The organism is Streptomyces sp. NPDC047079 (assembly GCF_040643755.1).
Taxonomy (GTDB): domain Bacteria; phylum Actinomycetota; class Actinomycetes; order Streptomycetales; family Streptomycetaceae; genus Streptomyces.
Map to the genome: position 1 here is coordinate 14,458 of NZ_JBEYUZ010000029.1, position 21,689 is coordinate 36,146.

The following is a 21,689-nucleotide window of genomic DNA, read 5'->3' on the forward strand; positions in this document are numbered from 1 at the left end:
GGGTGGAGGTTTCGCACCGTGGCGGGACGCCGTGACACTACCGCCACGGGGTGAGCCGTGCACCGGGGCGGCCAGCCCACGCGCCCAGCAGCCCGTTGCGGCAGCAACGCGCAGCGCGTCGGCTGCCACCGCTCAAGTTCTCTTCTGTGACGCGGGTCTTGACAGGGCCGCGTCTGCGGACTGAGTCTTTGGCAACGTTGTCATGCCGTGTGGACTGTGCCCTTCCGAGCCGCTTGTGCCACCGGCATCTTCTGTCTCGTTCCTGTGATTGGACGTCTTACTCATGGCTGACCAGGCGCATTCGTCGGACCGCCCTTCCCGGCGCTCCGTCATCACCGCCGGTTCGACCCTGCTGGCGGGATTCGGTCTCGGCGTGGTGTTCCCGGCGGCCGAAGGCCCGGGTGCGGCGGCGGATACCACGGAGGGAGCGTCGGCACCGGCCGAGATCGCTGCTTACCGGCCGGTGGAGGTCTCGTCCACCGCCTACGCGCCTACCCCGGGTCAGTTCGTGGTGGACAGGTTCACGTCCCAGGGCGTGCGTGGTACCGGCTGGCGGGCCGAGGCCGGTGACCCGCAGTGGATATCCGTCGACCTCCAGGCCGACTGCCAGGTCAGCTGGATCCGGCTGACGTTCGAAGCGGACGCCGGTGACCCGGTGTTCACGCCTCCGGGCAGTGGGAACTGGTCCAACGGCACCACCGGCAAGGAGATCCTGTCGAGCTACGCGCTGGACTTCGTCGTGGAGACGTCCCGCGACAAGCGCTCCTGGACCAGCGTGTATCGCACCACGGCCGGCGCCGGCGGCGTGGTGGACATCCACCTCGAGCCCGTCACGGCCCGCTGGGTGCGGATGACGGCCCGCAAGCGGTCCAGCGCCAATCCGCTCGGGCTGAACGGGTTCGAGGTGTACGGCACCGTCGAGGGCCACCGTCCCGCGGCGACCGGCTGGACCGACTGGGGCACCCACCCCGCCCAAGCGCCCCGACTGTCCGTCGGCCGTGACGGCACGGTGCCGCTGGAGTCGGGCTGGCGGCTGACCACGGACGACTGGGCCGAGGGCGGGGGAGCGGAGCTGTCGAAGGCGGGAGTGGACACCGCTGCCTGGTTGCCGGCGACCGTGCCGGGCACGGTCCTCGGCTCGCTCGTCGAGCGGGGAATGCTGCCCGACCCGGTCGCCGGCCTGAACAACCTCCACGTCCCCGAGGCGCTTTCCCGGCACTCCTGGTGGTACCGGCGCGAGTTCGAGCTGCCGCGCGGGCTGCGCACCGGCGCCGGACGACGCATCTGGCTGGAGTTCGACGGCGTCAACCACAAGGCCGACCTCTGGCTCAACGGCCGCCGCGTGGGCGACCTGACGTTCCCGTTCGCCCGCTCGGCCCACGACATCACCTCCCTCCTCGCCGACAGCGGCCCCCAGGCCCTGGCCGTGGGGATCGCCCCTATGCCGGTGCCCGGCAGCCCCGGCGACAAGGGCCCGGCGGGTGAGTCCTGGGTGGACGCGGGCGCCGGTCAGATGAACCGCAACTCGCCCACCTATCTCGCTTCTTCGGGCTGGGACTGGATGCCGGCCGTCCGCGACCGCGGCGCGGGCATCTGGAACCACGTCCGGCTGCGCTCGACCGGGCACGTGGTGATCGGCGATCCACGAGTGGACACCGTCCTGCCGAAGCTGCCCGACCTCTCGGTCGCCAAGCTGACCATCACCGTCCCCGTCCGCAACGCCGACGCCGACGATCACCGGGTCACCGTCTCCGCCTCCTTCGGCGATGTACGGGTCTCCCGGACCGTCACCGTCCCGGCGGGCAAGGACGCCGAGGTGTCCTTCACGCCCGACACCTTCCCGGGCCTGGAGGTGAAGAACCCCGAGTTGTGGTGGCCCAACGGCCTCGGCAGCCCCCGCCTGTACGACCTGACCCTGGTCGCCGAGGCCGACGGAGCCGAGAGCGACCGGCGCACCGCCCGCTTCGGCATACGGCAGTTCGGCTACGAGTACCAGGTGCCGCTGCCCTTCGTCGCCTCCGACGACGCGTACACCCAGTCCCTGGACCTCGGGGCGCAGCACGCCCGGCACGTCAGGATCCGGTGCCTGACGCGCGCCACCGGCTGGGGGAGCTCTCTGTGGGCCCTGTCCGTGTTCGACGGCGCCCGCCCGGGCACCGACCTCGCCCTGCACGCCACCGCCACGGCCTCCAGCACGGACGGCGACGACCACGGCGCCGCCAACGCCACCGACGGCGACCCCGCCACTCGCTGGTCCTCCGCCTACCAGGACGATCAGTGGATCAGCGTGGACCTCGGGTCCGTACAGTCCCTCGACCGGGTCGACCTGGTGTGGGAGCAGGCCTACGCGCGGACCTTCGTCATCCAGGTGTCCCAGGACGGCTCCTCGTGGACCGACGTGAAGGCCGTGGACAACTCGGCGGTGCCGCTGCCGTTCAACAGGGGTGACGCCAGCCTGCGGGTCACCGACTTCGACGCCCGGACCGCCCGATTCGTACGCATCGACTGCGGCCTGCGCAACACCAGCTGGGGCAATTCCCTGTGGTCGCTCGCGGTCGTCGACAGCTCCACACCGGGAACCGACCTCGCCCTGCGCAAGAAGACGACCGCCTCCACCGAGGACGCCGACCACCCGGCGGCCAACGCCACCGACGGCAACCCCACCACCCGCTGGTCCTCCGCCTACGACGACCACCAGTGGATCCAGGTCGATCTCGGCTCTGCCCGCCGCTTCGACCGCGTTGCCGTCCTGTGGGAGCAGGCCTACCCCAAGACGTACACCATCCAGGTGTCCGACGACGGCGACACCTGGACCGACGTCACGACGGTGTCCAACACCCCCGAGCCGCTGAAGATCAGCGTCAACGGCGTCCGCGTCCTGGCCCGGGGCGGCAACTGGGGCTGGGACGAACTGCTGCGCCGCATGCCCGCGGAGCGGATGGACGCGGCCGTGCGCATGCACCGCGACATGAACTTCACCATGATCCGCAACTGGGTCGGCAGCATCAACCGCGAGGAGTTCTACGCCAGTTGCGACGAGCACGGCATTCTGGTGTGGAACGACTTCCCCAACGCCTGGGGCATGGACCCGCCGGACCACGACGCCTTCAACGCCATCGCCCGGGACACGGTGTTGCGCTACCGCATCCACCCCTGCGTGGTGGTCTGGTGCGGCGCCAATGAGGGCAACCCGCCGGCCGCGATCGACAAGGGAATGCGGGAGGCCGTCGAGCAGCAGGCCCCCGGCATCCTCTACCAGAACAACTCCGCGGGCGGCATCGTCACCGGCGGCGGCCCCTACGGCTGGGTGGAGCCGGAGAAGTACTTCGATCCATCGACGTACGGCAGCAAGGACTTCGGCTTCCACACCGAGATCGGCATGCCGGTCGTCTCCACCGCCGAGAGTACCCGCCGAATGGTGGGCGACGAGCCCGAGTGGCCGATCCGAGGCGCCTGGTACTACCACGACTGGAGCGAGCGCGGGAACCAGGCGCCGCAGAACTACAAGGCGGCTGTCGAAGCCCGCCTCGGCACTGCGCTGGACCTGGACGACTTCACGCGCAAGGCGCAGTTCGTCAACTACGAGAACTCCCGCGCCATGTTCGAGGCCTGGAACGCCAACCTGTGGGACAACGCCAGCGGACTGATGCTCTGGATGTCCCACCCCGCATGGCACAGCACCGTCTGGCAGACCTACGACTACGACTTCGACGTCAACGGCACCTACTACGGGGCCCGCACGGCCTGCGAGGCCCTGCACGTCCAGGCCGACCCGGTGAAGTGGCAGGTACTGGCGGTCAACCACACCAGCAGGCCACTGAAGAGCGCGACGGTCACCGCCGAGACGTACGACCTGTCGGGACGCAGTCTCAGTGGCCCGCGCACCGTGCGGATCGACGTACAACCCGCCGCGACCGCACCGGCTTTCACCGCGGGATGGACCGACGACCTGCCCGACCTGCACCTGCTGCGGCTGACCCTGCGCGACACCGGGGGAGCGGTGCTGTCGCGGAACACCTACTGGCGCCACCGCACCCCGGAGGCGATGCGGGCCCTCAACTCGGCTGCGCAGGTCACGCTGTCGGCCTCTGTCACACGAGTGACCCGTACCGCAGACCGCCACCAGTTGACCGCCACGGTCCGCAACCGCGGATCCGCCATGGCCGCCATGGTCCGGCTGTCCCTGCGGGACGACAAGAACGGCGACCGGGTCCTGCCCACCCTCTACAGCCACAACTACCTGTGGCTGCTGCCGGGCGAGACGCAGACCGTGACCCTGTCCTGGCCCGCCGGTGCCCTGCCCTCCGGCCGGCCCGCCCTGCACGTGGAGGGCTACAACACACGCCCGGTCACGGCCCGCGCCTAGCGGCCGGTCCGGTGGGCGCGGTGTGCCGCCCCGTTTCTGCCCGGCGAACGCTTGAACAACTACGTCTGCGACAACGTCGGAACCGACTTCGTCGACGGTGGCGGCAACATACCCATCGCGTCCGACCCGGCACCCGGCGCCGTTGGGTACAGGTGTTCCGGACGCAGTAGATCGAGGCACAGCCCTCGAGACCACTACCGGACTCCTGCCCACACCCGAGGCCGGCGCCTTGATCAGCGCCCGGGTTGCTCGGTTCAGCCCCAGCCCGGAGTACGGGTCGCGCGGCGCCAGAGGGTGCCGGAGCGACCGGTCGCCGCGCCACGCTGCCCTGTTCCGTCCGGCTGCCGCCGACCGCCGCGCAGCGGCCTGGACGCCGCGCCGCCGGGGGCGAGCGATCCGGCTCGCGGCAGTGACGTTCCGTGTCCGGTATGCCGGCCAGAGCGGAACCAGATCTCGAGCGCGCGGGGACCGTGGCCGCGTGGCAGGCTGGAGGGAAAGCCGCGGCATGTCCGACGCAGGTGAGCGGAGGGGCAGGAAGCGTGGAAGAGAAGGATTTCATCCGGGCGGTGTCCGAGCGCACGGGCCTGACACGGCAGGAGGCGGCGGACCTGACTCGCGCCACGCTGGAGACGCTCGCCCACCGGCTGAGCTCGGGCGAGGCCAGGGATCTGATCACGGAGCTCCCGGAGGGCCTGGCGGAGTCCGTCCGCCGGGGAGCCACCGAGCGCATCGAGCACATCGACTTCGAAGAGACCGTACGGCGTGTGGCCGAGCGCAACATGCTCAAACAGGAGGAGGCCGACCGGGGGGTGCGCGCGGTACTGGCCGAACTCCGCGAGGCGGTCAGCGACAAGGAGTTCGGCGATCTCATGTCACAGCTCGGAGCCGACTTCGCCCAGGCGGCGGCATCCGGCTGAACGGGCTACGGCACCTCTTGCCCTCCATGGTGAGATCAAGCCCCGCGCCGGCTTCGGGCGCCGCCGGGTGGTAACACCTGTTACCATGCTGGGTATGGCAAAACCACAGCTCGGTGCTCGTGTCGACCCCGAGGTCAAGCAGCTCGCCCAGTCCCGGGCCAGGGACCTCGGCCTGGACCTGGGCGATTACATCGCCCGTCTCGTCCGAGAGGACACCGGCGGGCTCCGCGAGCGCGGTCTAGCCGCCGCACGCCGATTCCTGGACGAGCACCAGCAGCTCTTCGACGAGGCCGAGGACGCGGACCGCACGAGTCCGGGGGCGCGCGCCGCGTAATGGAGCTGCACATCGACGTTCCCTGGATCCTGCAGGTCGCGGAGATCGCGGGCGCGGGAGATCCCGCGCCGGAGGATTACGGGGTGCCGGTGGCGGCGGTCGCCTGCCACCGGGCCCAACTGCTGGAACAATCCGTCTACGACGGCCCTTATGCGCGTGCCGCGGCACTGGTGCACATTCTGGGCCGATGCCGCTGGCTGGAGCGCTCCAACATGGCCGTCGCCGCGGCTACGGGCGTGATGTACCTGGAGGCCTCCGGCACGCCGGTCAAGCCGAGCCGCGAGGACGCCATCGCCCTGCGCGATCTGCTGCGTGACCCTGCCTGCACGGCCGCGCGGATCTCCGCCCTGCTGCGCACCTGGCCCCAGGACGGCTGAGCGATCACCTGCGGCACACCGCATCTAGGGGCTTCACCACGTTGTCAGCCCAACTGCCCAGCACCGTCCTCAGGTCGGAAAGGGCTCAGTGGCGCCCTGGCCGTCTTCGGCTTCCGGGGCCTCTCGCTCTCACGTGATGCGGCGGAGCCAGTCCTCCACGCGCTCGCCCACCTCGCCGACCGTGGTGACGTCGCCGTGCCCCGGGCACACCACCGTCTCGGGGGGCAGGGTGACGAGGCGCTCGCGGATCGACTGGATCATCGCCTGGAAGTCGGAGTCCTCCGGCCCGATGGTTCCAGGGCCGCGCGAGAGCAGCATGTCCCCGGTGAAGACGCTGCGCAGCGCCGGATCGTACAGACTTACGGATCCCGGCGTGTGTCCCGGAGTATGACGCACCGTCAGGACAGTTCCTGCGACGTCGATCACCCGGCCGTCGACGAGTTCCTCGTCGGGGACACGGCTGGGAAAGCTGCGGCGCCACAGCTCCAGGTCGTCCGGGTGCAGCATGATCGGAGCCCCGGTGCGGTCCGACAGAGCCACCGCCGCGTCGACGTGTCCGCTGTGTGCGTGGGTGCACGCGATCGCCACCACGCGGCGGTCGCCGAGCGCAGTGGCGATGACGTCCGGCTCGTGTGCGGCGTCGACCACCATCGCCTGCTCGTCGTCACCGACGATCCACACGTTGTTCTCCACCGGCGTGGTGTCGGCGTCCGGCCCGGCCACGACACCGGTCGTCACCACGCACTCGACCCGGGCGGTCACGACATCACCGCCAGGAGCGCTCGGCCGCGGGCAGTCACCCGCGCTCTGGGGTCCTTTGCCTGCCGTTCCATGGAACAGCCCCTTTCCGGATGAGGCCCTCTACCCCAGTGGACCCCGCCGGGCATGCGGCAGCAACCGGCAGGCCTTCCCCTACAGGGGCGTATGCGCTGACCTGCAGGAACTCATGGCCCATCCGCGACACGGCGTGATCGGTGCCGGCCCTGCCCAGTGGCCGGGGCGACAGGTATGGGTTTGACTGGATCCGTTGGTGATCACGCCGACGGACGGGCTGACGACGACTGGGGCAGGGTGGCATGGAGTACGACGCATTCCTGGCGAAGGCAGCCGAGCGGGCGGGCGTCTCCCGCGACGTTGCGGAGACCCTCACACGCGCCACCTTTGAGGTGCTCGCCGACCGGATCAGCGGGGGAGAGGCCCAGGACCTCGCGGAGCCGCTGCCGGAGCCGCTGAAGAGCTGGCTGCGCACGGACGAGGAGATCGCCAAGGGCTACGGGGCCGACTCGTTCGTCCGGCGTGTGGCGGACCGCGCGGAAGTGCCCCGCGAACTCGCGGAGGCCGGGATCCGCGCGGTCCTGGCTACCCTGAGGGAAGCGGTCGGCGACCAGGAGTTCCGCGACGCGACCGCCCAACTGCCCAGGGAGTACGACATCCTGCTGTCCACACCCGCGGGCCCGGTCGGCACCGCGTAGCGACCGTTTCGTCAGCCACGCCGTTGCTGCGATCGGTTGTCAGCGACTGTCGACACTGGCTCGCCTCGGGTGGACCGGAGTCGGCCTTGCGGGCCATGGCCCCCAGACGCGGGCCACACCGGGCCGGCTCCCGCGCGCCTGCCCGGGACAGCCCGATCCGGTTGGGCCTACGGCGCACGTGCGGGTCCCCACCGTGCGGGTGCCCATCCGCACACCCGCACGTTCCCAACTGCACGTCGCCGATCACCGCAAAGCCAGACTCGAGTTGCCGCAGCACAGTCGGGGACTGCCTCCGAGCTACCAAGAGGCCCTGTTCCCGTGCCCGGCACTGTTTCGACGAGCGCTGCTCAAGATCGGAAGGCAAACGTCTTCTCAGCCCAGTGCGTCGAGGGCGGCGATGATGTCAGCCGGTTCGGCGCGGGTGGTGTAGTCGGTGTTGACGAAGGCCCAGCGGATGACGCCATCGCGGTCGATGACGTAGGTGGCGGGCAGCGGCAGGGTCCGCGGGTGGCCGTCGTTGACGTGCTGCAGGTCGAAGCCGAGCTTGTCGTAGATGGCGGCGAGGTCGTCGGGGAGGTCGAAGGCGAGGCCGTACTGCTTGGCCGTGTCGGAGCCGATGTCGCTGAGGACGTCGAAGGCCAGGCTGTGCTTCTCGGTGAGGGTCAGGGACTCGTCGGGGATCTGGGGGGAGACAGCGACGAGACGGGCGTCGCGTGCCGTGATGTCGGTGTGGTGCTGCTGCAGGCCGCGCAGGGCGATGTTGCAGTACGGGCACCAGGCGCCGCGGTAGAAGGTGAGGACGACCGGGCCGTCGGCGAGCAGGTTGTCCAGCGCCACCGTCTGGCCCGTTGCGGAGGGCAGCCTGAACCGGGGAGCCCGGTCGCCGACGGTGAGGGCGCGCTCGCGCTGTCCGGAGTCGGCGAGTTCCTGGTCGGCCCGCTGCATGACCTGCCGCATTTCGGCGGGGATCTGCTGCTGGCGGGCTTCGTAGAAGGCGCGAAGTTCAGCGTTGAGGGTGGTCATGGTGCCGGTCCTCCCGGATGACGCCTGGGGTGGGGCCGATGTCCCGGGCCCGCTATCTTGAAACGCTCATTCCAAGATAGCGGCAGGGCGCTGCCCGCGCCAGGCGAGGTGCAGTATCGGCTTTCAGAGGGTGGTGAATGGTCGGTGGTCCGCCAGGGCGGGCATGCCCATAAGGTCGGCCAGGAGTACCGCCTTGCGAGCGAGGAAACGGAGGGGCTGGCGGTGCTTGGAGGCCGTATGCGGCCGTCCACGGTGCTGGTATGTGATTCACGGCCGCAGGGTGGAGCCCGGGCGGCATGTCGAGGCACATCGTGGACGATCGATCTTGGGTGCTGCGCTTGCCGTGCGGTCGGCGCAAAGCTCGTAGTACAGACGAAAGCCTTGCCGTGTCGTGTGCGCGGAGTATCTTGGAATCGTTATTTCAAGATGGCGGGGTGGAACATGCCGGACATCAAGCACTTCGACCCGGACGCGACCCTGGACACCGTGGTGCGGCTGTTCTGGCAACAGGGCGTGGCGACCACGGGCATCCAGGACATCGTGACCGCGACCGGCCTCAACCGCTCCAGCCTGTACGCCACCTTCGGCGGCAAGCGGGAGCTCTACCTCGCCGCGCTGCGCCGCTACCTCGAACAGCGATCCCGGCCCATGTTTCACCGGCTCGCCGAGGACGAGCGCGGACTGCCCGCCATCGCTGAGTTCTTCGACGGCCTGATCAAGGCACGGTGCTCGGGCGAGTACGCCCGCTGGGGCTGCATGGTTTCCAACGCGCATGCCGGAGCGGAGAACGGCGATCCCGACGTCAGTGCCATTCTCGACCAGCACCACCAGCAGTTGCGGAGCGCGATGTACGCGGCGCTCGTCACGGCCGAGGCCGAGGGGCAGCTCGTCGCGGGGGCAGATCCGGGTGCGGCGGCCGACCTGCTGGCCTTGCTCGCCTACGGCGTGAACCTGCGTTCGCGCGCCGGCGCCGATGCCAAGGCGCTCCACAGGACGGTGAACACGGCGCTGGAATCAATCGGCCGACCGGCCGCCGCCTGATGCGGGATACGCGGTGGGCCCCTTCCCGCAATCGTCTCCAGACGACACGGCCCGTGGCAGGCGCCCAGTGATTGACACGTAGACAGGTAGACAGCCTCAAGTTCGGACAGATCTGGGCAGTCGGATCTCCGTGCTCTCTCAGCCGGCGTGGAGGATCCGAAAGCGATCGGGTTCCGCGGGATCTCGATCAACGACTTGGATTGGCGACCAAGCCCATTGCCAAACGCTGATGCCTGGCGTGCGGGAGAACTGGATCTGCCCGCGGGTGCCTTCGACCGCAACGCGCGGCCAGGATTCGGCAGTGCGCGCCCGGTCCGCGCCGTGAGAACGCAGCACATCGGCGAGGACGGCGACCGTGTCGTAGCCCTCGAAGGCGACGAAGGAGGGCGCTTCGGCCAGCCGCTCGCGGAGGGCCGTCTCGACTCGTGCACCGAGTGGGCTGAGGTGCTCGGGCTGGTAGCGCAAGAACGGGATCGCGGCGCTGTCGTCGCCCAGCAACGTCGCCCATTCGGCGAACTCCGGTTGCCCGGCCGGAGCACCGATCATGATCTCGGCGAGGCGCTGATCCTGGCGGACGGACTTGACGATCGACACCGCCGGCTCCGGGTGGCCGACCAGAAGAAGGAGGGCTGTCGCGCGATTGTCGACGAGTTTGTCGCACACCGCCGTGGGGGCGAGCGCGCGCATGTCGAGTTCGATGACGGTGCCGCCGCGTGGAGCGAGGCAGTCCCGCAGAACGCGGGCCCCGGATGCCCAGTAGACACTCGACTCGGCTGCTACGGCGATTCGACTGTGGCCCGCGCCGAGGAGGAAGTCTGCGTAGATCTGCCAGCCGTGGGACTGCGCCGGGGCGAGGCGCGCGACCCATTCCGTCGGCTGTTCGGTGAGCGCGTCGAGAACCGCTGACGAGCAGAGGAACGGCAGGCCGAGGGCGTCGGCCCTGGCGGCAGCGGCGCGAGCGACGACGCTGTGATACTCCCCGGCCAGGGCCGCCACGCCCAGGCGGGCCAATTCGTCTACGGCCGCCGCGGCCCTGTGTGGATCTGCCGCGGTGTCTCGGACCACCAGCTCGAGTGGTCTTCCGACGATCCCCCCGGCGTCATTGACTTCGCGAACGGCCAGCTCGAGTCCAGCGAGCAAGTGTCGGCCCGCCTCGACCCAGCCAGGCCGAGTCAGCGGAACGAGAGCGCCGATCTGGACCGATGACCCGTCAGTCCGCCCGGCTCCAGGTGGCGATGGTGGCGCATTCATGCGTTGGCGTCTCCGAGTGACGAATCGGTTGCGGTTTGCGCGGGTCGCAGAGTGAACGTCAGTGACGCCGAGAGTAACCGAGCCGAGAATGGGCGACCGCGTGGGCCACTTCCTGGGTCGGCGCCGTGACGGTGATCAGGACCCCGAGCTCGTGTACCGGCTGCTCGCGGTCGGGGTCCCGGTTGCCGAGCACGGCGTCCTTGCCGTAGAGGCGGTAGTCGATGTCGATGTCGTCCGGGTTGACCCGGCCGTTGAAGACGTCACGGATCTTGGCGCGGAAGTAGTCCTGGGCCATGGGCAGGAGGTCGGGGAGCTTCTCGATGACGACGCGGTCGCGGATGCCGCCGATGGCGATGGTCTGGTAGCCGATCAGGCGGGAGCCCTCCAGTTTGACCGTGTAGGTGTGGGCGGGGCGGTAGACGGCGCCGGCGACGCGCACCCGGTGTTCGTCCAGTGCGGTGTAGGTGGCGTCGGTGGTGTCCAGCACCCCGGACGGCTCGGTGATCAGGTAGGGGTTGGCGTTCTCGTACAGGGTGTGGGCGGCCACCGAGTGCGGGGTCAGCCGGGAGGCGGGGTCCAGGGTTTCGACGTCGAAGTGGTCCTCGCGCAGGTGCACGAACAGGCCGTCGGCGCTGGGCGGAATCGCGCACGCGGCCCCGCATTCGATGGTCTTGGCGGCATGCCAGGTCAGGCCGGGGTCCGCGCCCATGGCATGGGGCAGCGCCGCGTACAGGGCTGTGTCGCCGGCCCGGCCCGTGAGGACGACCTGGGCGCCCTCACGCAGCGCCCGCTGGATCGGCTCGACGCCCATCATGCCGACCACATGACTTCCTGCCAGTATCTCCAGGTCGATCGAGGGCGCGGGATCGAGCGGGCGGATGCGGCCCTGCGCGTACCGCTCGGTGACCCCGTCGAACGCATCCGCGCCGAGGCCGCCGAGATCACCGGCAGTGACCTGCACCGCCGTATCCCCGAACCCGCCGGCGACGACGAGATCGGGCGCCTCGCCCACACCCTCAACACCATGCTCGACCGCCTGGAGACCTCCGCCGCCCGGCAGCGACGCTTCGTCGCCGACGCCTCCCACGAACTACGCACCCCCCTCGCCGCCATGCGCACTTCCCTGGAAGTCGGCCTCGCCCACCCCGACCGGGCCCCCTGGCCCGAACTCGCCGATCGTGCAGTCACCGAGACCACCCGACTCCAACGTATGGTCGACCAACTCCTGCTTCTCGCCCGCTCCGACGACGACACCCTCCTCACCCACCGGGAAGTCCTCGACCTCGCAGCCCTCGCCCGGACCGCGATCGACGCTGCCCCCGCACGTGTCCCCGTCACCCTCCGTCATGATCAGGAAGTGCACGTCCTCGGCGACCCCGACCAGCTCACCCGCCTGATCCGCAACCTCCTCGACAACGCCGACCGCCACGCTCACCAGCGCGTCCATGTCACCGTCACCACCGAAGGCCCGGACACCGCCGCCCTGGAGGTGGCCGACGACGGCCCCGGTATCCCGCCCGAAGACCGGAAACGGATCTTCGACCGCTTCGTCCGCCTGCAGGCCGCCCGCACCCGCAAGGCCGGCGAGGCCACGGGCACCGGACTGGGGTTGCCGATCGCCCGGGGCATCCCCACCGCCCACGGCGGTTCCCTCACCATCCGGCCGACCAACCAAGACCCCGACGAAACCCCGGAATCCGGAGCCACGTTCACCCTCCGCCTGCCGCGCCGCTCCCCCCGCACCGGCCCCAGCAAGGCCGGATGAGGCAACGCGACACACCCTGCGCACATGAGGACACTCTTCTGCCGGAACCCCAGCGGTCGGGCCCGCGTCGACGCAGATCAGCGCCCGGAAGGCGATCTACTTCATCTCCGGCGGCCCGCCCGGACGGCAGCTCGGGGTCGGCCATGGAAGCGGCGCGTGGCCGTCTGCTCACATCACCTTGTGGCCGGCCACGTCTCCGCCCGGGTCGTCGGCCAGGACGACGGCCACCTTGATGCGTTTGCCGACCGGTTCGCGGTGCACTTCGAAGCTCCGGCATACCGCCATGACGATCTCCAGACCGTGCTTGCCGATGCGGCCCGGGTCCGGCGCCATCACAGCCGGCAGTGTCGTGCTGCTGTCCCACACGGTCACCTCCACCGCGCCCTGGTGGGCCTCCAGCGTCAGCAGACACGGGCCGGGGGCGTATTTGCGGGCGTTGGTCACCAGCTCACTCACGACCAGCTGCACCATGCCCATCGCCCGCTTCGACACCGGCAGCCCGTGCACGGCCTGCAGTGACGTGAGAAAACCCCGGGCCATGTCCCGGGCGGCGGCGATCTCCTCACTGCCCTCGAACGCAGCGGAGGCAGAGATCAGCCGGTCAGTGCACGGCTCGGATCCCTCGTCTTGGCCAGCCAGATCCATACACTCCGCCTCACGTCCGAAGCGAGCCATCTCCCCGCCCCGCCTACCCCGGAAAACGCCACAGTCTCCATACATTCGCACGCGGCTCACGGAGCGGGCTCACGAGGAGGCATGGGGGACGCGCTACCACCCCGGCCTGAGCGGTTGTGCCGCGGCTCAGGCACTGCCCGCCGGGCCAGGATCCAACCCCGGACAGTACTCTTCCGGATGTACCAGCGGCAGAAGTGCACGCGGCCGCCACGGCTCTGGTGCCGGCTGGCCATCGGGCCGCCGTCCCTTCCCTTGTGCCGTCCGTCCGCAAGTCAGCGCGGGTCTGCCTGGGGAATTGCTCGCCGAACCGTCGCTCCACCAGGTTCAGCCACGATGAGCCGAGAGGCCTGAGGTGCAGGTGGAAGCAGTTGTGTGCCAGCAGCCACACGCCCCGGTACCCACGGGAACATCCGCCGGGTGCGGGTGGTTGTAGAGGGCGTGGCGGTGAAGGGGACAGTGTCCCCGGGCCTCACCTATTGCCCATGAGGACGATCGTTCGGCTGAAGCCTCATGGAGCCTTTCGCCGAGAGGCGACCGCCCTTCACAGCCACGCCTTGCAGATCAGCCCCGGCCGGTGTCATCACTCCGGCCGGGGCTGAGCCCATTGCGGCATCAGTCGACCATGGGCAGGTGGACGTCGGGCTGGCAGCGGCTACAGGCGGGCGCATCTCCGGCGATCAGTCGGCGGGCTTCCTCCCGGTCGACGGGGTGGCACCGCTTGCCGACCGGTCGGGTGGCAGATCATCGAACGCATTTTGATTCTGGACCCATGATCCGCCGCATACAGTCGCGCCATGGACGGCTGTTCGGTGCGTCGGCCAATCAGGCTGCCGTATCGCGACATGAGCACTTTCGGAGCACCGATTGGCCACGGGCCACCACGGTCGCACCACCAGGGAGGACCGTGTGGTCATGCTGGCATGTGGATGCATGAACCTGATGGACATCGTGGCGGCCCTGACGGGATACAGCCTTCTGGGCCTCGCCGGACTCGCAGTTTCCCTGGTCTGCCTGGTGGGGCTGCTGCTTGTTGCGATCGTCGCCATTGGGCACTTGGCCCGCCGACGGCAGGGCGACGACGACCCCGGACCGGAGACACCAGGTCGGATGAGGAAAGGGTCAGCTCTCGAGTCCTTCCGCTGGGAAGACTCAACGGAATAGGGAGTTTGCCCAACCCCCTGGAAGGACATCCCGCTGCCGGACAAGACCCGCGCCACCGCCCATGGACGGGACGAGATCCGCAGCATCATCGGCGCCCTCCGCCTGACCGGCTGCAACAACATCGCCGCCGGACTGCGCAATCACTCCCCGACACCACCCGGCCGCTCACCACCCTCGGCATCACATGATCATGCCAGCCGGAAAGCGAAAACGACGCAGTCAGCTTCGCCGTAACGCCGCCGTCTGCGGCCGGACAGAACCCGGTTCCGCCCGGCTGGCTACGCCGGGATACGGACGGTAACGGGGTTGTGAGCGAAACAAGGGTGAGGTGCCTGGCCGAGGGTTACGTCCCCGGTGCTCACGCAGGGCTTGGGAGGGTGGGGGTGGTGTGCGGAGGACGGGTGGCTACTCTCGTCTCTCCATCGATCTTGACTGCAGGGGAGCAGGCTGTGCGTAACGCCGTCGTGACGCCCGAGGGTGACCAGATCCGCTGGGTGGAGCTGCCGGGGCAGGAGCCTTCCCGCGTCTACGTGCATGGTCTGGGCGCCACATCGCCTGCCTACTTCGCGGAGGTCGCGACCCACCCGCTGCTGGCTGGCCACCGTTCGCTGCTGATCGACTTGCTCGGTCACGGCCTCAGCGACCGGCCGACCGGCTTCGACTACACCCTGGAAGCGCACGCCGATGCCCTCGCGAAGGCCCTGACCGCCGCGGGCGTTGCCGGTGCGGAGCTGATCGCGCACAGCATGGGCGGCTCGGTGGCCATCGTCCTGGCCGCCCGGCACCCGCACCTGGTCTCCCGTCTGGTCCTGGTCGACGCCAACCTCGACCCGCTCCCGCGCCAGCCTGGTTCCGGTGGCAGCACCGGCATCGCCGCGTACTCCGAGCAGGAGTTCCTGGCAGGCGGCTGGGAGGAGGTTCGCGACCGGGTCGGTGCGCACTGGTGGTCCACCATGCGCCTGGCGGGCCGTGAGGCCCTGCACCGCAGCGCGGTCCACCTGGTCCGCGGCACCGTCCCCACCATGCGCGAACTCCTGCTGCACTTGGAGATTCCCCGCGCCTACCTGCTGCCCGAGGCCGACGGCCCGCTCCCGGGCGCCGACGCGCTCGCCGAGGCGGGGGTGGCCGTGGTGCCGATCCCGGACTGCAGGCACAACATCATGCTGGACAATCCGCAAGCCTTCGCCCGCGCCACCGCGACCGCCCTTTCGGACGCAAGCCGGGAATGACGGGGCTGCGGGCAGCCAGCGGACCGTGACGTGGGGGCTGCTGCAGGGGTGGAGATTCCCCTTGTGACTCGCCACCTGGAGACTGGAACATGAGGTTCCAGAAGAAGTAGTGCCAGGTAGTCGGCCCGGCATCCGGCTGGTCGGGGATATCACGTACCGGCCCACCGGCGAGAACCGGCTGTATCTGGCCTGCTGGTCGGACCTGGCCACCCGCCAGGTGGTCGGCTAGACGATGACCGACCACCACCGCGCCGAGCTGGTGTTCGACGCGCGACGGATGGCCCACCGGCCGCGACGGCCTGGAACCCGGCTGCATCACACACAACGACCGGTTGAACTCGCCAAATACACCTCTGCTGAATTCCAGGCGCGGGCTATCCAGCCGATGCGCCAACACGGTCGTCCTTTGCTGGACACCATCCCGTAGAGGGCGTGGGGCCTGCCGACCTCCCAGTCAAGGCAGGCCCCAGGTAGCCCGGGCCAGATCCGAGCAAGGCGCACTTTGGTCTTCTCCCAGACGCACACGCGGCATGACTCCGTCGCCGCTCGGGGCTTTGGGGCCGGTCCTCCAACGGCAGCCTCTGCGGACCGGGTCAAGCCAACCCTGGTCCCGGTCTCCTGCAGGCGGTCGGCAAGCCCCCGCCCAGAGGGGCGCCACGGCAGCCGACGGGCCGGGGTCAGTCCGCCGGGACAGGGGCGGGGATCTTCTCCTCGACGAAGGCCCACTGGCCGCCGGGCGCCGAGAAGGGCGTGCCGGGAGGCACGGTCAGCCACACGGCGCCATCGTCCCTCACCAGCAGCTTCCCCGCGGCATGCAGGCGGTGGACCGAGGCGAGGGCCTCTTCTTCATCAGCGCCGGTGGTCCCGGCGAGTGCGGTGGCCATGCCGCTGCGGCGCACGAGCGCGTCGAGATGCGCGCTCGCCAGGGTGGGCATCTTGGCGCCGTAGATGTCGGCGTAGTCGATGAATACCCTGAGTGTCGCGGCTTCTTGGGAGTCGGCGCCGTACTTGTTGACAGCGTCCTGGAGGGAACTTCCGGGACCGCGCTCAAGGAATTCCGTGGTGGGCGTGGCCCACACTTCGTACCAGACGCCGGGCGGTTTCAGGGAGTGCAGGGACTTGATGCGCGGCGCGCGGGGGCCGATCCGTTCTGCCGCAGCGGCGCGACGCGTGGCCTCTTTGGCCTGCCGCTGCCCCGGAGCAAATTTCTTTTTACGTGCCATACCAGCCATAACGAGCGGTGTTCGGTTCTCGTTGCGGCTGCCGCGTTCGGCACCCGGTCGGCGGTGCACCCGGTGACATCGGCTTTCGGACCGACGTTCTCCAGCCGCGCCGACCCTTTCCAATCGGGTCGCCGCCCCGACGAAGACCGCCCCGCTGCCCTACCTGCCGTCCCCCAGCAAGGAGTGGGCGTCCGCAAGCTCCTGATGTACATGACCGTCGCGGATCTCGCCACGCAGCCGGTCGTGGAACTCCTTGACCACGGCCATCGTCGGAGCCCCTGCGGAGCCCGACGTGCCTGCTGCTGCGGACGAGACCACCCTCCGGCCCTGCGCCACTGGGTGCGCGCGACAGCGCGCGGTGCCGTAGCACTGGTCACGCCGCTGCAGGCTCGGCGTGGAGACGCGTGGGGAGACCGAGCTGCCGCCCCCAGCCTGGGCGGTGGCGGCCTGCGCCGCTGCGCGACCGGATGCGCCGGAGGCGGGGGAGGCGGGGGAGGGGGACGACGATGAAGAGCGCTGAGCGTCAGGAGCCGGTCAGGGCGCTGGTCAACTTGCGCGCCGCGGCTTTCATCGGCCGCTTCGCGGCGGTCGCGGGGTGATCCCGGGGGTGCGCGACTCGTTGTCGCGGTCCTCGGCCGGCTTGGCGAACTCGGCGTCGAACCTTTCCCTGCCGAGCGGGCGGCCGAGTCCGCCGGCCAGCGTGTGGCCATGTCAGCTACGGGTCTGAGGGCGGCGTTTCCCCTTGTCATGGTTGCTGGCTGCGCTCGTCAGAATCGCGCTGGCGACAACATCGAAGAGGCGATCGGCGCGTTGGGCGAGTGAGGGTTGATCGCCGAGCCAAGCGAGCATGGCTACCAGCGCAAACAAATCGGTGCCATCGATATCGCTCCGCGCCACGCCCGCGGCCTGGGCACGGGTGAGGAGCCGCGCACCGGCTGCGCGCAGGGTGACGCACGAAGCGTGGAGTGCGGACTCGGTGTCCTCGATGGCGGCTGCCATCAGCACGGTCACGCCCCGGTACTCGGTTGTCCATGCGACGCAGTCGCGTAGCCACGAAACGACAGCGTCTTCGGGCGAGCTCGACGTCTCGAGCTCGCCTGCCTTTGCCGTCAGTTCGTCGAAGTTCGTGCGGAGCAGGGCATCGAGCAGCGCCTCGCGCGTCGGGAAGTGACGCAGCAGCGTCGCGAGCCCGACGTCGGCCCTGCGCGCGATGTCGCGCAGTGACACGTCGACGCCTTGCTCGGCGATGGCGGTGCCCGCTACTGCGAGCAGGTGGTCGCGGTTCTTCCTGGCGTCGGCCCGCATGTGTTCCTCTTGACTATCCGGATCAGTGGTCCATATATTCGGATCAGTGGTCCATTTATGTGGATCGCTGATCCGAATGAGCCTATCCGGCAGCGAAGGCAGGAGAAAACGTGTCGGCACACACGATGAGGGCGGTCCGGCTCCATGAGCACGGCGGCCCTGAAGTTCTGCGTTACGACGAGGTGCCGATCCCCGAGCCGGGGCCGGGCGAGGTGCTCGTTCGCGTTCACGCGGCCGGCATCAATCCCCCCGACTGGTACCTGCGCGGCGGGCTGACCAGGATGCCAGGGGAGACGGAATCGACGGTCGGCCTGCCGGTGATTCCGGGGACGGACGTGTCGGGCGTCGTCGAGGCCGTCGCCGTGGACGTGGACGGCCTCTCCGTCGGCGATGAAGTTTTCGGTCTTCTGCGTTTTCCCAGCTTCGACGGCAGCGCATACGCCGAATACGTGGCCGCGCCCGCGTCGGACCTCGCACGCAAGCCGGCCGGCCTCGACCACGTGCACGCCGCCGGGGCGCCCATGGCCGGGCTGACGGCGTGGCAGTTCCTGATCGAGGTCGGACACGATCACCCCTCGCCCTTCCAGGAGGCACGGCATCGCCCGACGGCACTCGGTGCCGACACGACGGTGCTCATCAACGGCGCCGCGGGCGGCGTGGGGCACTTCGCACTGCAGCTGGCGAAGTGGAAGGGTGCGCGTGTCATCGCGGTGGCATCGGGCGCGCATGAATCGTTCCTGCGCGAGCTCGGCGCCGACCGGTTCATCGACTACACCAAGAGTCGTCCCGAGGACCTCGTGCACGAGGTCGACCTCGTTCTCGACACTGTCGGCGGCCCCGACAGCAAACGGTTCCTGCGCACGCTCAAGCGTGGCGGCGCCCAGTTCCCCGTACTACCCGGGGACTTCGACGAGGAAGAGACCGCGAGGCTGGGCGTCACGGTCTCAAGCGCCCAGGTCCGCTCGAACGGCGCGCAGCTTGCCGAACTGGGGCGCCTGCTCGACGCGGGCACGGTCCGCGTCGCGATCGACAGCACGTTTGCGCTCGCGGATGCCCGAGCCGCGCACGAACGCGCCGCTCGAGGACACATCCAGGGCAAGATCGTGCTCACGGCCGCTTAGGGAACGAGCCGATTCATCGACGCGTCCGGTGCCCTCCGCGGAGCACCGTCGGCCATCGAGACTCTCGGCGAAGACCAGCGTCCAGCCGTGTGCGGGCGCGGCGCCGGAACACCTCGCCGGAGCGCACCAGGATCCCCCGCGTTGGCCGCCATGCCGCCGCGCGTCATCGCCGGCGAGGGGGCCGTGCCCTGTGCGCATGCCATCTATCTCCTGAGGCCACACACGACAAACGGGGCTCTACACCGGTCCTACTCGGTTTATGCGGGGGCTTTCGGCGTGCGCGCCTGTGGCCGTCCCCCACCCTCGACGCCCTGCGGGCCCCGTCCCACTCGGACAGGGCCCGCAGCGCATCGACTGTCCCGATCGCCGACGCACCGGTCTCACCGGCGGGTCAGCATCACCGGCTCACGGATGCACCGGTCTCCTCGGCTCAGCTGCCGATCACCCCTGCGAAGTCCAGCAGGTCCGCGATCTCGAAGCGGCCCGGGGTCTCCGCCAGGGTGGGGCGCCAGCGCGGGAACACCGAGCGGTACGAGGCCGGGTCGGCGTCCAGCAGGCCGATCAGCACCTCGGCGACGATGCGGGAGCCGACCGGGCCGAGGTTGCGCCCGCGTTCGAGGACCTCTGCCTCCTTGAGGATGTAGTACCAGAGGTAGACCGGACCCGTCGTGCCCAGTTCCTCGTCCGTCAGCGGGATCTCGCCGATGGCGCGGGCCACGTCCTGGCCGGACGGCAGCCCGAGCGTCTCGCTACGCAGCAGGTTGCGTACGGCCAGCGAGGCCAGCGGCTGGGCCAGCGCCCCCTCCCGCCCCCCGGGCACCGCACTGACCGGGAGGTTCAGCAGCTGCGTGTTGAGCGTGGCCTCGATCCGCTTGGCGGTCTGCGGCTCACTCGTGCGGGACACGTCGAAGAAGAAGCGCCAGTCGACGGCGTTCTCCGGCATGACAGGCCCGCCGCGCAGGTCCATGCGCGGGGTGGCGGGAGCGTTCGGGTCGTCCGGGAAGATCGGCGCGGCGAAGTTCTCGTTGACCCGATAGCTGGTCCGTACCGTCGGGTGGCCGAAGCGGAAGGCCGCCACCGCGAACTCCACCGGGATGAAGGGGCTGTTCCCGGGCTGGAAGAACCGCGGGCCGTTCTCCTCGATGTCGCGCGTGATCTTCGCGTCGGTGATCAGCGGCAGGTACTCGTGGACGATGATCCACTGGTAGTGCCACTGGACCAGCCGCCGGGCCGAGGCGAAGACGGTGTCGAAATAGTTCGCCACGTCGAGCAGCTGGTCCAGCGGGACCCCGGGCTGCTGGTTCGGCGGCTCGTCCTCGGGCCTGGGCGGGAGCGGTTGCCCGAAGGCGTCCGTGATCTCCCCCGCGACGAGCTTGTCGACGACGCGGTTGTGGAACTTGATCATGGCGACGTGGAACTGACTGAGGATCAGGTTCTCGTCGTTGCGCGGGTCGCCGATGAGCGGTACGCCGGCCGGTGTCCGGGCGAGGTCGACGCCGCTCGGCGTCAGCGCCAGCCTGCCCTCGGGCGAGCCGTCGTACAGAGGGCGGCTGACGACCGGTCCGGCACCGTACAGGCTGTCCAGCTCCAGTCGCGGGGTGCGGAAGTCGGTGATGCTGCCGGGTTCGTTCCGCTCGCCCAGCTGCGACATGACGTCCAGCGTCAGGTCGTGGTCGATGAATTGTCCGAAGTAGGTGAATCCTGCCGGGAGTTCCGGGTCGAGCTGGCTGTCGCTGGTGTCGCCGCCGTCCATCAGCCCGCCAGGGGCTCCGAACCGCAGCGCCGTCTCCAGACCGGTGGCGCGGCGAGGTGCCAGCCGCGGAAACAACCGGCCGAAACTTCCGCTGGTTTCCGAGCTGTTCAGGCCGCGCGACGGCATTCCATGGGATGCGGGCATGTGTGTTTCCCCCTGTTTCTGCCCCCGTGAGCGAACGCCCGGACCACTGGGCCGACGGCTCGCTCCTGTCACTTCCGATGGTGCGACGCACGTAGCCCAACCGCGAAACGGCTCGGCCCATCTTCATGAAACGCTCACCACCGGAAGGGCCCCTCCGGAGTGTGGTGCGGACGCTGTTGGTTGATTCCGCCCCGCTGGACCGGCTCGAAGCCGCTCTCACCCCGCTCGTGTGCGATCGGCACCGCCGAGGCGCCTGCTCGTGAGGTGCACGGCGGGGGAACCTTCGGCGTTCACCCAACGGCCAACACCCGGCCGCCACGGCGGCACCGCCAGTACCGGCGAGCCCTCACCGAACCGCGACACCCCGGCCACCGGCCCGGCCGCCGCGACCGGCTCCTGAGCTCCGGCCCCGCCGAGGATCCCGGCTCTTCGACGCCCAGAAGCAAGGGGCCACAGAGCAGCACCTGCGTGACATCGCAGCCGAAGGCCCGGGCGCTGAGTGTTTCACCGCGGTCGAAGACGAGTTGGGCTG

General features: G+C 69.6%; 19 protein-coding genes and 1 pseudogene. 11 read left to right on the forward strand and 9 right to left on the reverse strand.

The window, feature by feature from the left end; translation table 11 throughout:
- Positions 1–283 precede the first annotated feature (283 nt).
- From ABZ823_RS26720 to ABZ823_RS26735, 4 genes are all read left to right on the forward strand, one after another.
- Positions 284–4,366 carry a discoidin domain-containing protein gene (locus tag ABZ823_RS26720; RefSeq protein ID WP_361665381.1) on the forward strand — a complete coding sequence of 1,361 codons (4,083 nt, stop codon included), beginning with the start codon at positions 284–286 and terminating at the stop codon, positions 4,364–4,366.
- 539 nt (positions 4,367–4,905) lie between these two features.
- The gene (locus tag ABZ823_RS26725; protein ID WP_361665383.1) at positions 4,906–5,283 is read left to right on the forward strand and encodes a DUF2267 domain-containing protein; all 378 of its coding nucleotides are present in this window, start codon (positions 4,906–4,908) and stop codon (positions 5,281–5,283) included.
- A 94-nt stretch (positions 5,284–5,377) separates the two neighbouring features.
- Positions 5,378–5,617, forward strand: coding sequence for a hypothetical protein (locus ABZ823_RS26730; RefSeq protein WP_361665385.1), 240 nt, complete (start codon positions 5,378–5,380; stop codon positions 5,615–5,617).
- On the forward strand, positions 5,617–5,994 hold the full coding sequence (locus tag ABZ823_RS26735; RefSeq protein ID WP_361665387.1) for a fic family toxin-antitoxin system, toxin component: 378 nt from the start codon (positions 5,617–5,619) through the stop codon (positions 5,992–5,994). The genes ABZ823_RS26730 and ABZ823_RS26735 overlap by 1 nt, the downstream gene beginning before the upstream one ends.
- Before the next feature lie 129 nt (positions 5,995–6,123).
- Here ABZ823_RS26735 and ABZ823_RS26740 read toward each other — a convergent pair whose 3' ends face one another.
- The gene (locus ABZ823_RS26740; protein ID WP_361665389.1) at positions 6,124–6,756 is read right to left on the reverse strand and encodes an MBL fold metallo-hydrolase; all 633 of its coding nucleotides are present in this window, start codon (positions 6,754–6,756) and stop codon (positions 6,124–6,126) included.
- A gap of 314 nt (positions 6,757–7,070) precedes the next feature.
- Between ABZ823_RS26740 and ABZ823_RS26745 the strand changes: the two genes are divergently transcribed.
- Positions 7,071–7,466 (forward strand): DUF2267 domain-containing protein, encoded by a 396-nt coding sequence (locus ABZ823_RS26745; protein WP_361665391.1) that lies wholly within the window; start codon positions 7,071–7,073, stop codon positions 7,464–7,466.
- A 372-nt stretch (positions 7,467–7,838) separates the two neighbouring features.
- On the opposite strand, the gene ABZ823_RS26750 is transcribed toward ABZ823_RS26745, so the two are convergent.
- Complete coding sequence (locus ABZ823_RS26750; RefSeq protein WP_361665393.1) at positions 7,839–8,489, reverse strand: peroxiredoxin-like family protein; 651 nt, start codon at positions 8,487–8,489, stop codon at positions 7,839–7,841.
- Between the two features lie 441 nt (positions 8,490–8,930).
- Here ABZ823_RS26750 and ABZ823_RS26755 point away from each other — a divergent pair, with 441 nt between their 5' ends.
- Positions 8,931–9,530, forward strand: a complete 600-nt coding sequence (locus ABZ823_RS26755; protein ID WP_361665395.1) for a TetR/AcrR family transcriptional regulator — start codon at positions 8,931–8,933, stop codon at positions 9,528–9,530.
- 138 nt (positions 9,531–9,668) lie between these two features.
- On the opposite strand, the gene ABZ823_RS26760 is transcribed toward ABZ823_RS26755, so the two are convergent.
- On the reverse strand, positions 9,669–10,781 hold the full coding sequence (locus ABZ823_RS26760) for an ABC transporter substrate-binding protein (protein ID WP_361665397.1): 1,113 nt from the start codon (positions 10,779–10,781) through the stop codon (positions 9,669–9,671).
- A gap of 58 nt (positions 10,782–10,839) precedes the next feature.
- The gene (locus tag ABZ823_RS26765) at positions 10,840–11,595 is read right to left on the reverse strand and encodes an acyclic terpene utilization AtuA family protein (RefSeq protein ID WP_361665440.1); all 756 of its coding nucleotides are present in this window, start codon (positions 11,593–11,595) and stop codon (positions 10,840–10,842) included.
- Positions 11,596–11,604: 9 nt separating this feature from the next.
- Between ABZ823_RS26765 and ABZ823_RS26770 the strand changes: the two genes are divergently transcribed.
- A complete protein-coding gene (locus tag ABZ823_RS26770) occupies positions 11,605–12,546 on the forward strand; it encodes a HAMP domain-containing sensor histidine kinase (RefSeq protein WP_361665399.1) in 942 nt (313 codons plus the stop codon).
- A gap of 168 nt (positions 12,547–12,714) precedes the next feature.
- On the opposite strand, the gene ABZ823_RS26775 is transcribed toward ABZ823_RS26770, so the two are convergent.
- Both ABZ823_RS26775 and ABZ823_RS26780 read right to left on the reverse strand, forming a co-directional pair.
- Entirely contained in the window at positions 12,715–13,191 is a 477-nt protein-coding gene (locus tag ABZ823_RS26775) for an ATP-binding protein (protein ID WP_361665401.1), read from the reverse strand.
- A gap of 642 nt (positions 13,192–13,833) precedes the next feature.
- Positions 13,834–13,935, reverse strand: a pseudogene (locus ABZ823_RS26780) (DUF6233 domain-containing protein); the annotation flags it as partial.
- A 216-nt stretch (positions 13,936–14,151) separates the two neighbouring features.
- On the opposite strand from ABZ823_RS26780, the gene ABZ823_RS26785 reads away from it, so the two are divergent.
- The 3 genes from ABZ823_RS26785 to ABZ823_RS26795 all read left to right on the forward strand — a co-directional run bounded on the left by ABZ823_RS26785 (position 14,152) and on the right by ABZ823_RS26795 (position 16,038).
- Positions 14,152–14,382 (forward strand): hypothetical protein, encoded by a 231-nt coding sequence (locus ABZ823_RS26785; protein ID WP_361665403.1) that lies wholly within the window; start codon positions 14,152–14,154, stop codon positions 14,380–14,382.
- A 449-nt stretch (positions 14,383–14,831) separates the two neighbouring features.
- Positions 14,832–15,611 carry an alpha/beta hydrolase gene (locus tag ABZ823_RS26790; RefSeq protein WP_361665405.1) on the forward strand — a complete coding sequence of 260 codons (780 nt, stop codon included), beginning with the start codon at positions 14,832–14,834 and terminating at the stop codon, positions 15,609–15,611.
- 232 nt (positions 15,612–15,843) lie between these two features.
- Positions 15,844–16,038: a hypothetical protein gene (locus ABZ823_RS26795; RefSeq protein ID WP_361665407.1), complete on the forward strand. Its 195-nt coding sequence runs from the start codon at positions 15,844–15,846 to the stop codon at positions 16,036–16,038.
- A gap of 250 nt (positions 16,039–16,288) precedes the next feature.
- Here the strand turns inward: ABZ823_RS26795 and ABZ823_RS26800 are convergent, their stop codons facing one another.
- Positions 16,289–16,834: a hypothetical protein gene (locus ABZ823_RS26800; RefSeq protein WP_361665409.1), complete on the reverse strand. Its 546-nt coding sequence runs from the start codon at positions 16,832–16,834 to the stop codon at positions 16,289–16,291.
- A gap of 711 nt (positions 16,835–17,545) precedes the next feature.
- Positions 17,546–18,139, reverse strand: a complete 594-nt coding sequence (locus tag ABZ823_RS26805; RefSeq protein WP_361665411.1) for a TetR/AcrR family transcriptional regulator — start codon at positions 18,137–18,139, stop codon at positions 17,546–17,548.
- Positions 18,140–18,264: 125 nt separating this feature from the next.
- On the opposite strand from ABZ823_RS26805, the gene ABZ823_RS26810 reads away from it, so the two are divergent.
- Positions 18,265–19,260 carry an NADP-dependent oxidoreductase gene (locus ABZ823_RS26810; RefSeq protein ID WP_361665412.1) on the forward strand — a complete coding sequence of 332 codons (996 nt, stop codon included), beginning with the start codon at positions 18,265–18,267 and terminating at the stop codon, positions 19,258–19,260.
- Between the two features lie 430 nt (positions 19,261–19,690).
- Here ABZ823_RS26810 and ABZ823_RS26815 read toward each other — a convergent pair whose 3' ends face one another.
- The gene (locus ABZ823_RS26815) at positions 19,691–21,157 is read right to left on the reverse strand and encodes a heme peroxidase family protein (RefSeq protein WP_361665414.1); all 1,467 of its coding nucleotides are present in this window, start codon (positions 21,155–21,157) and stop codon (positions 19,691–19,693) included.
- Positions 21,158–21,689: the final 532 nt, after the last annotated feature.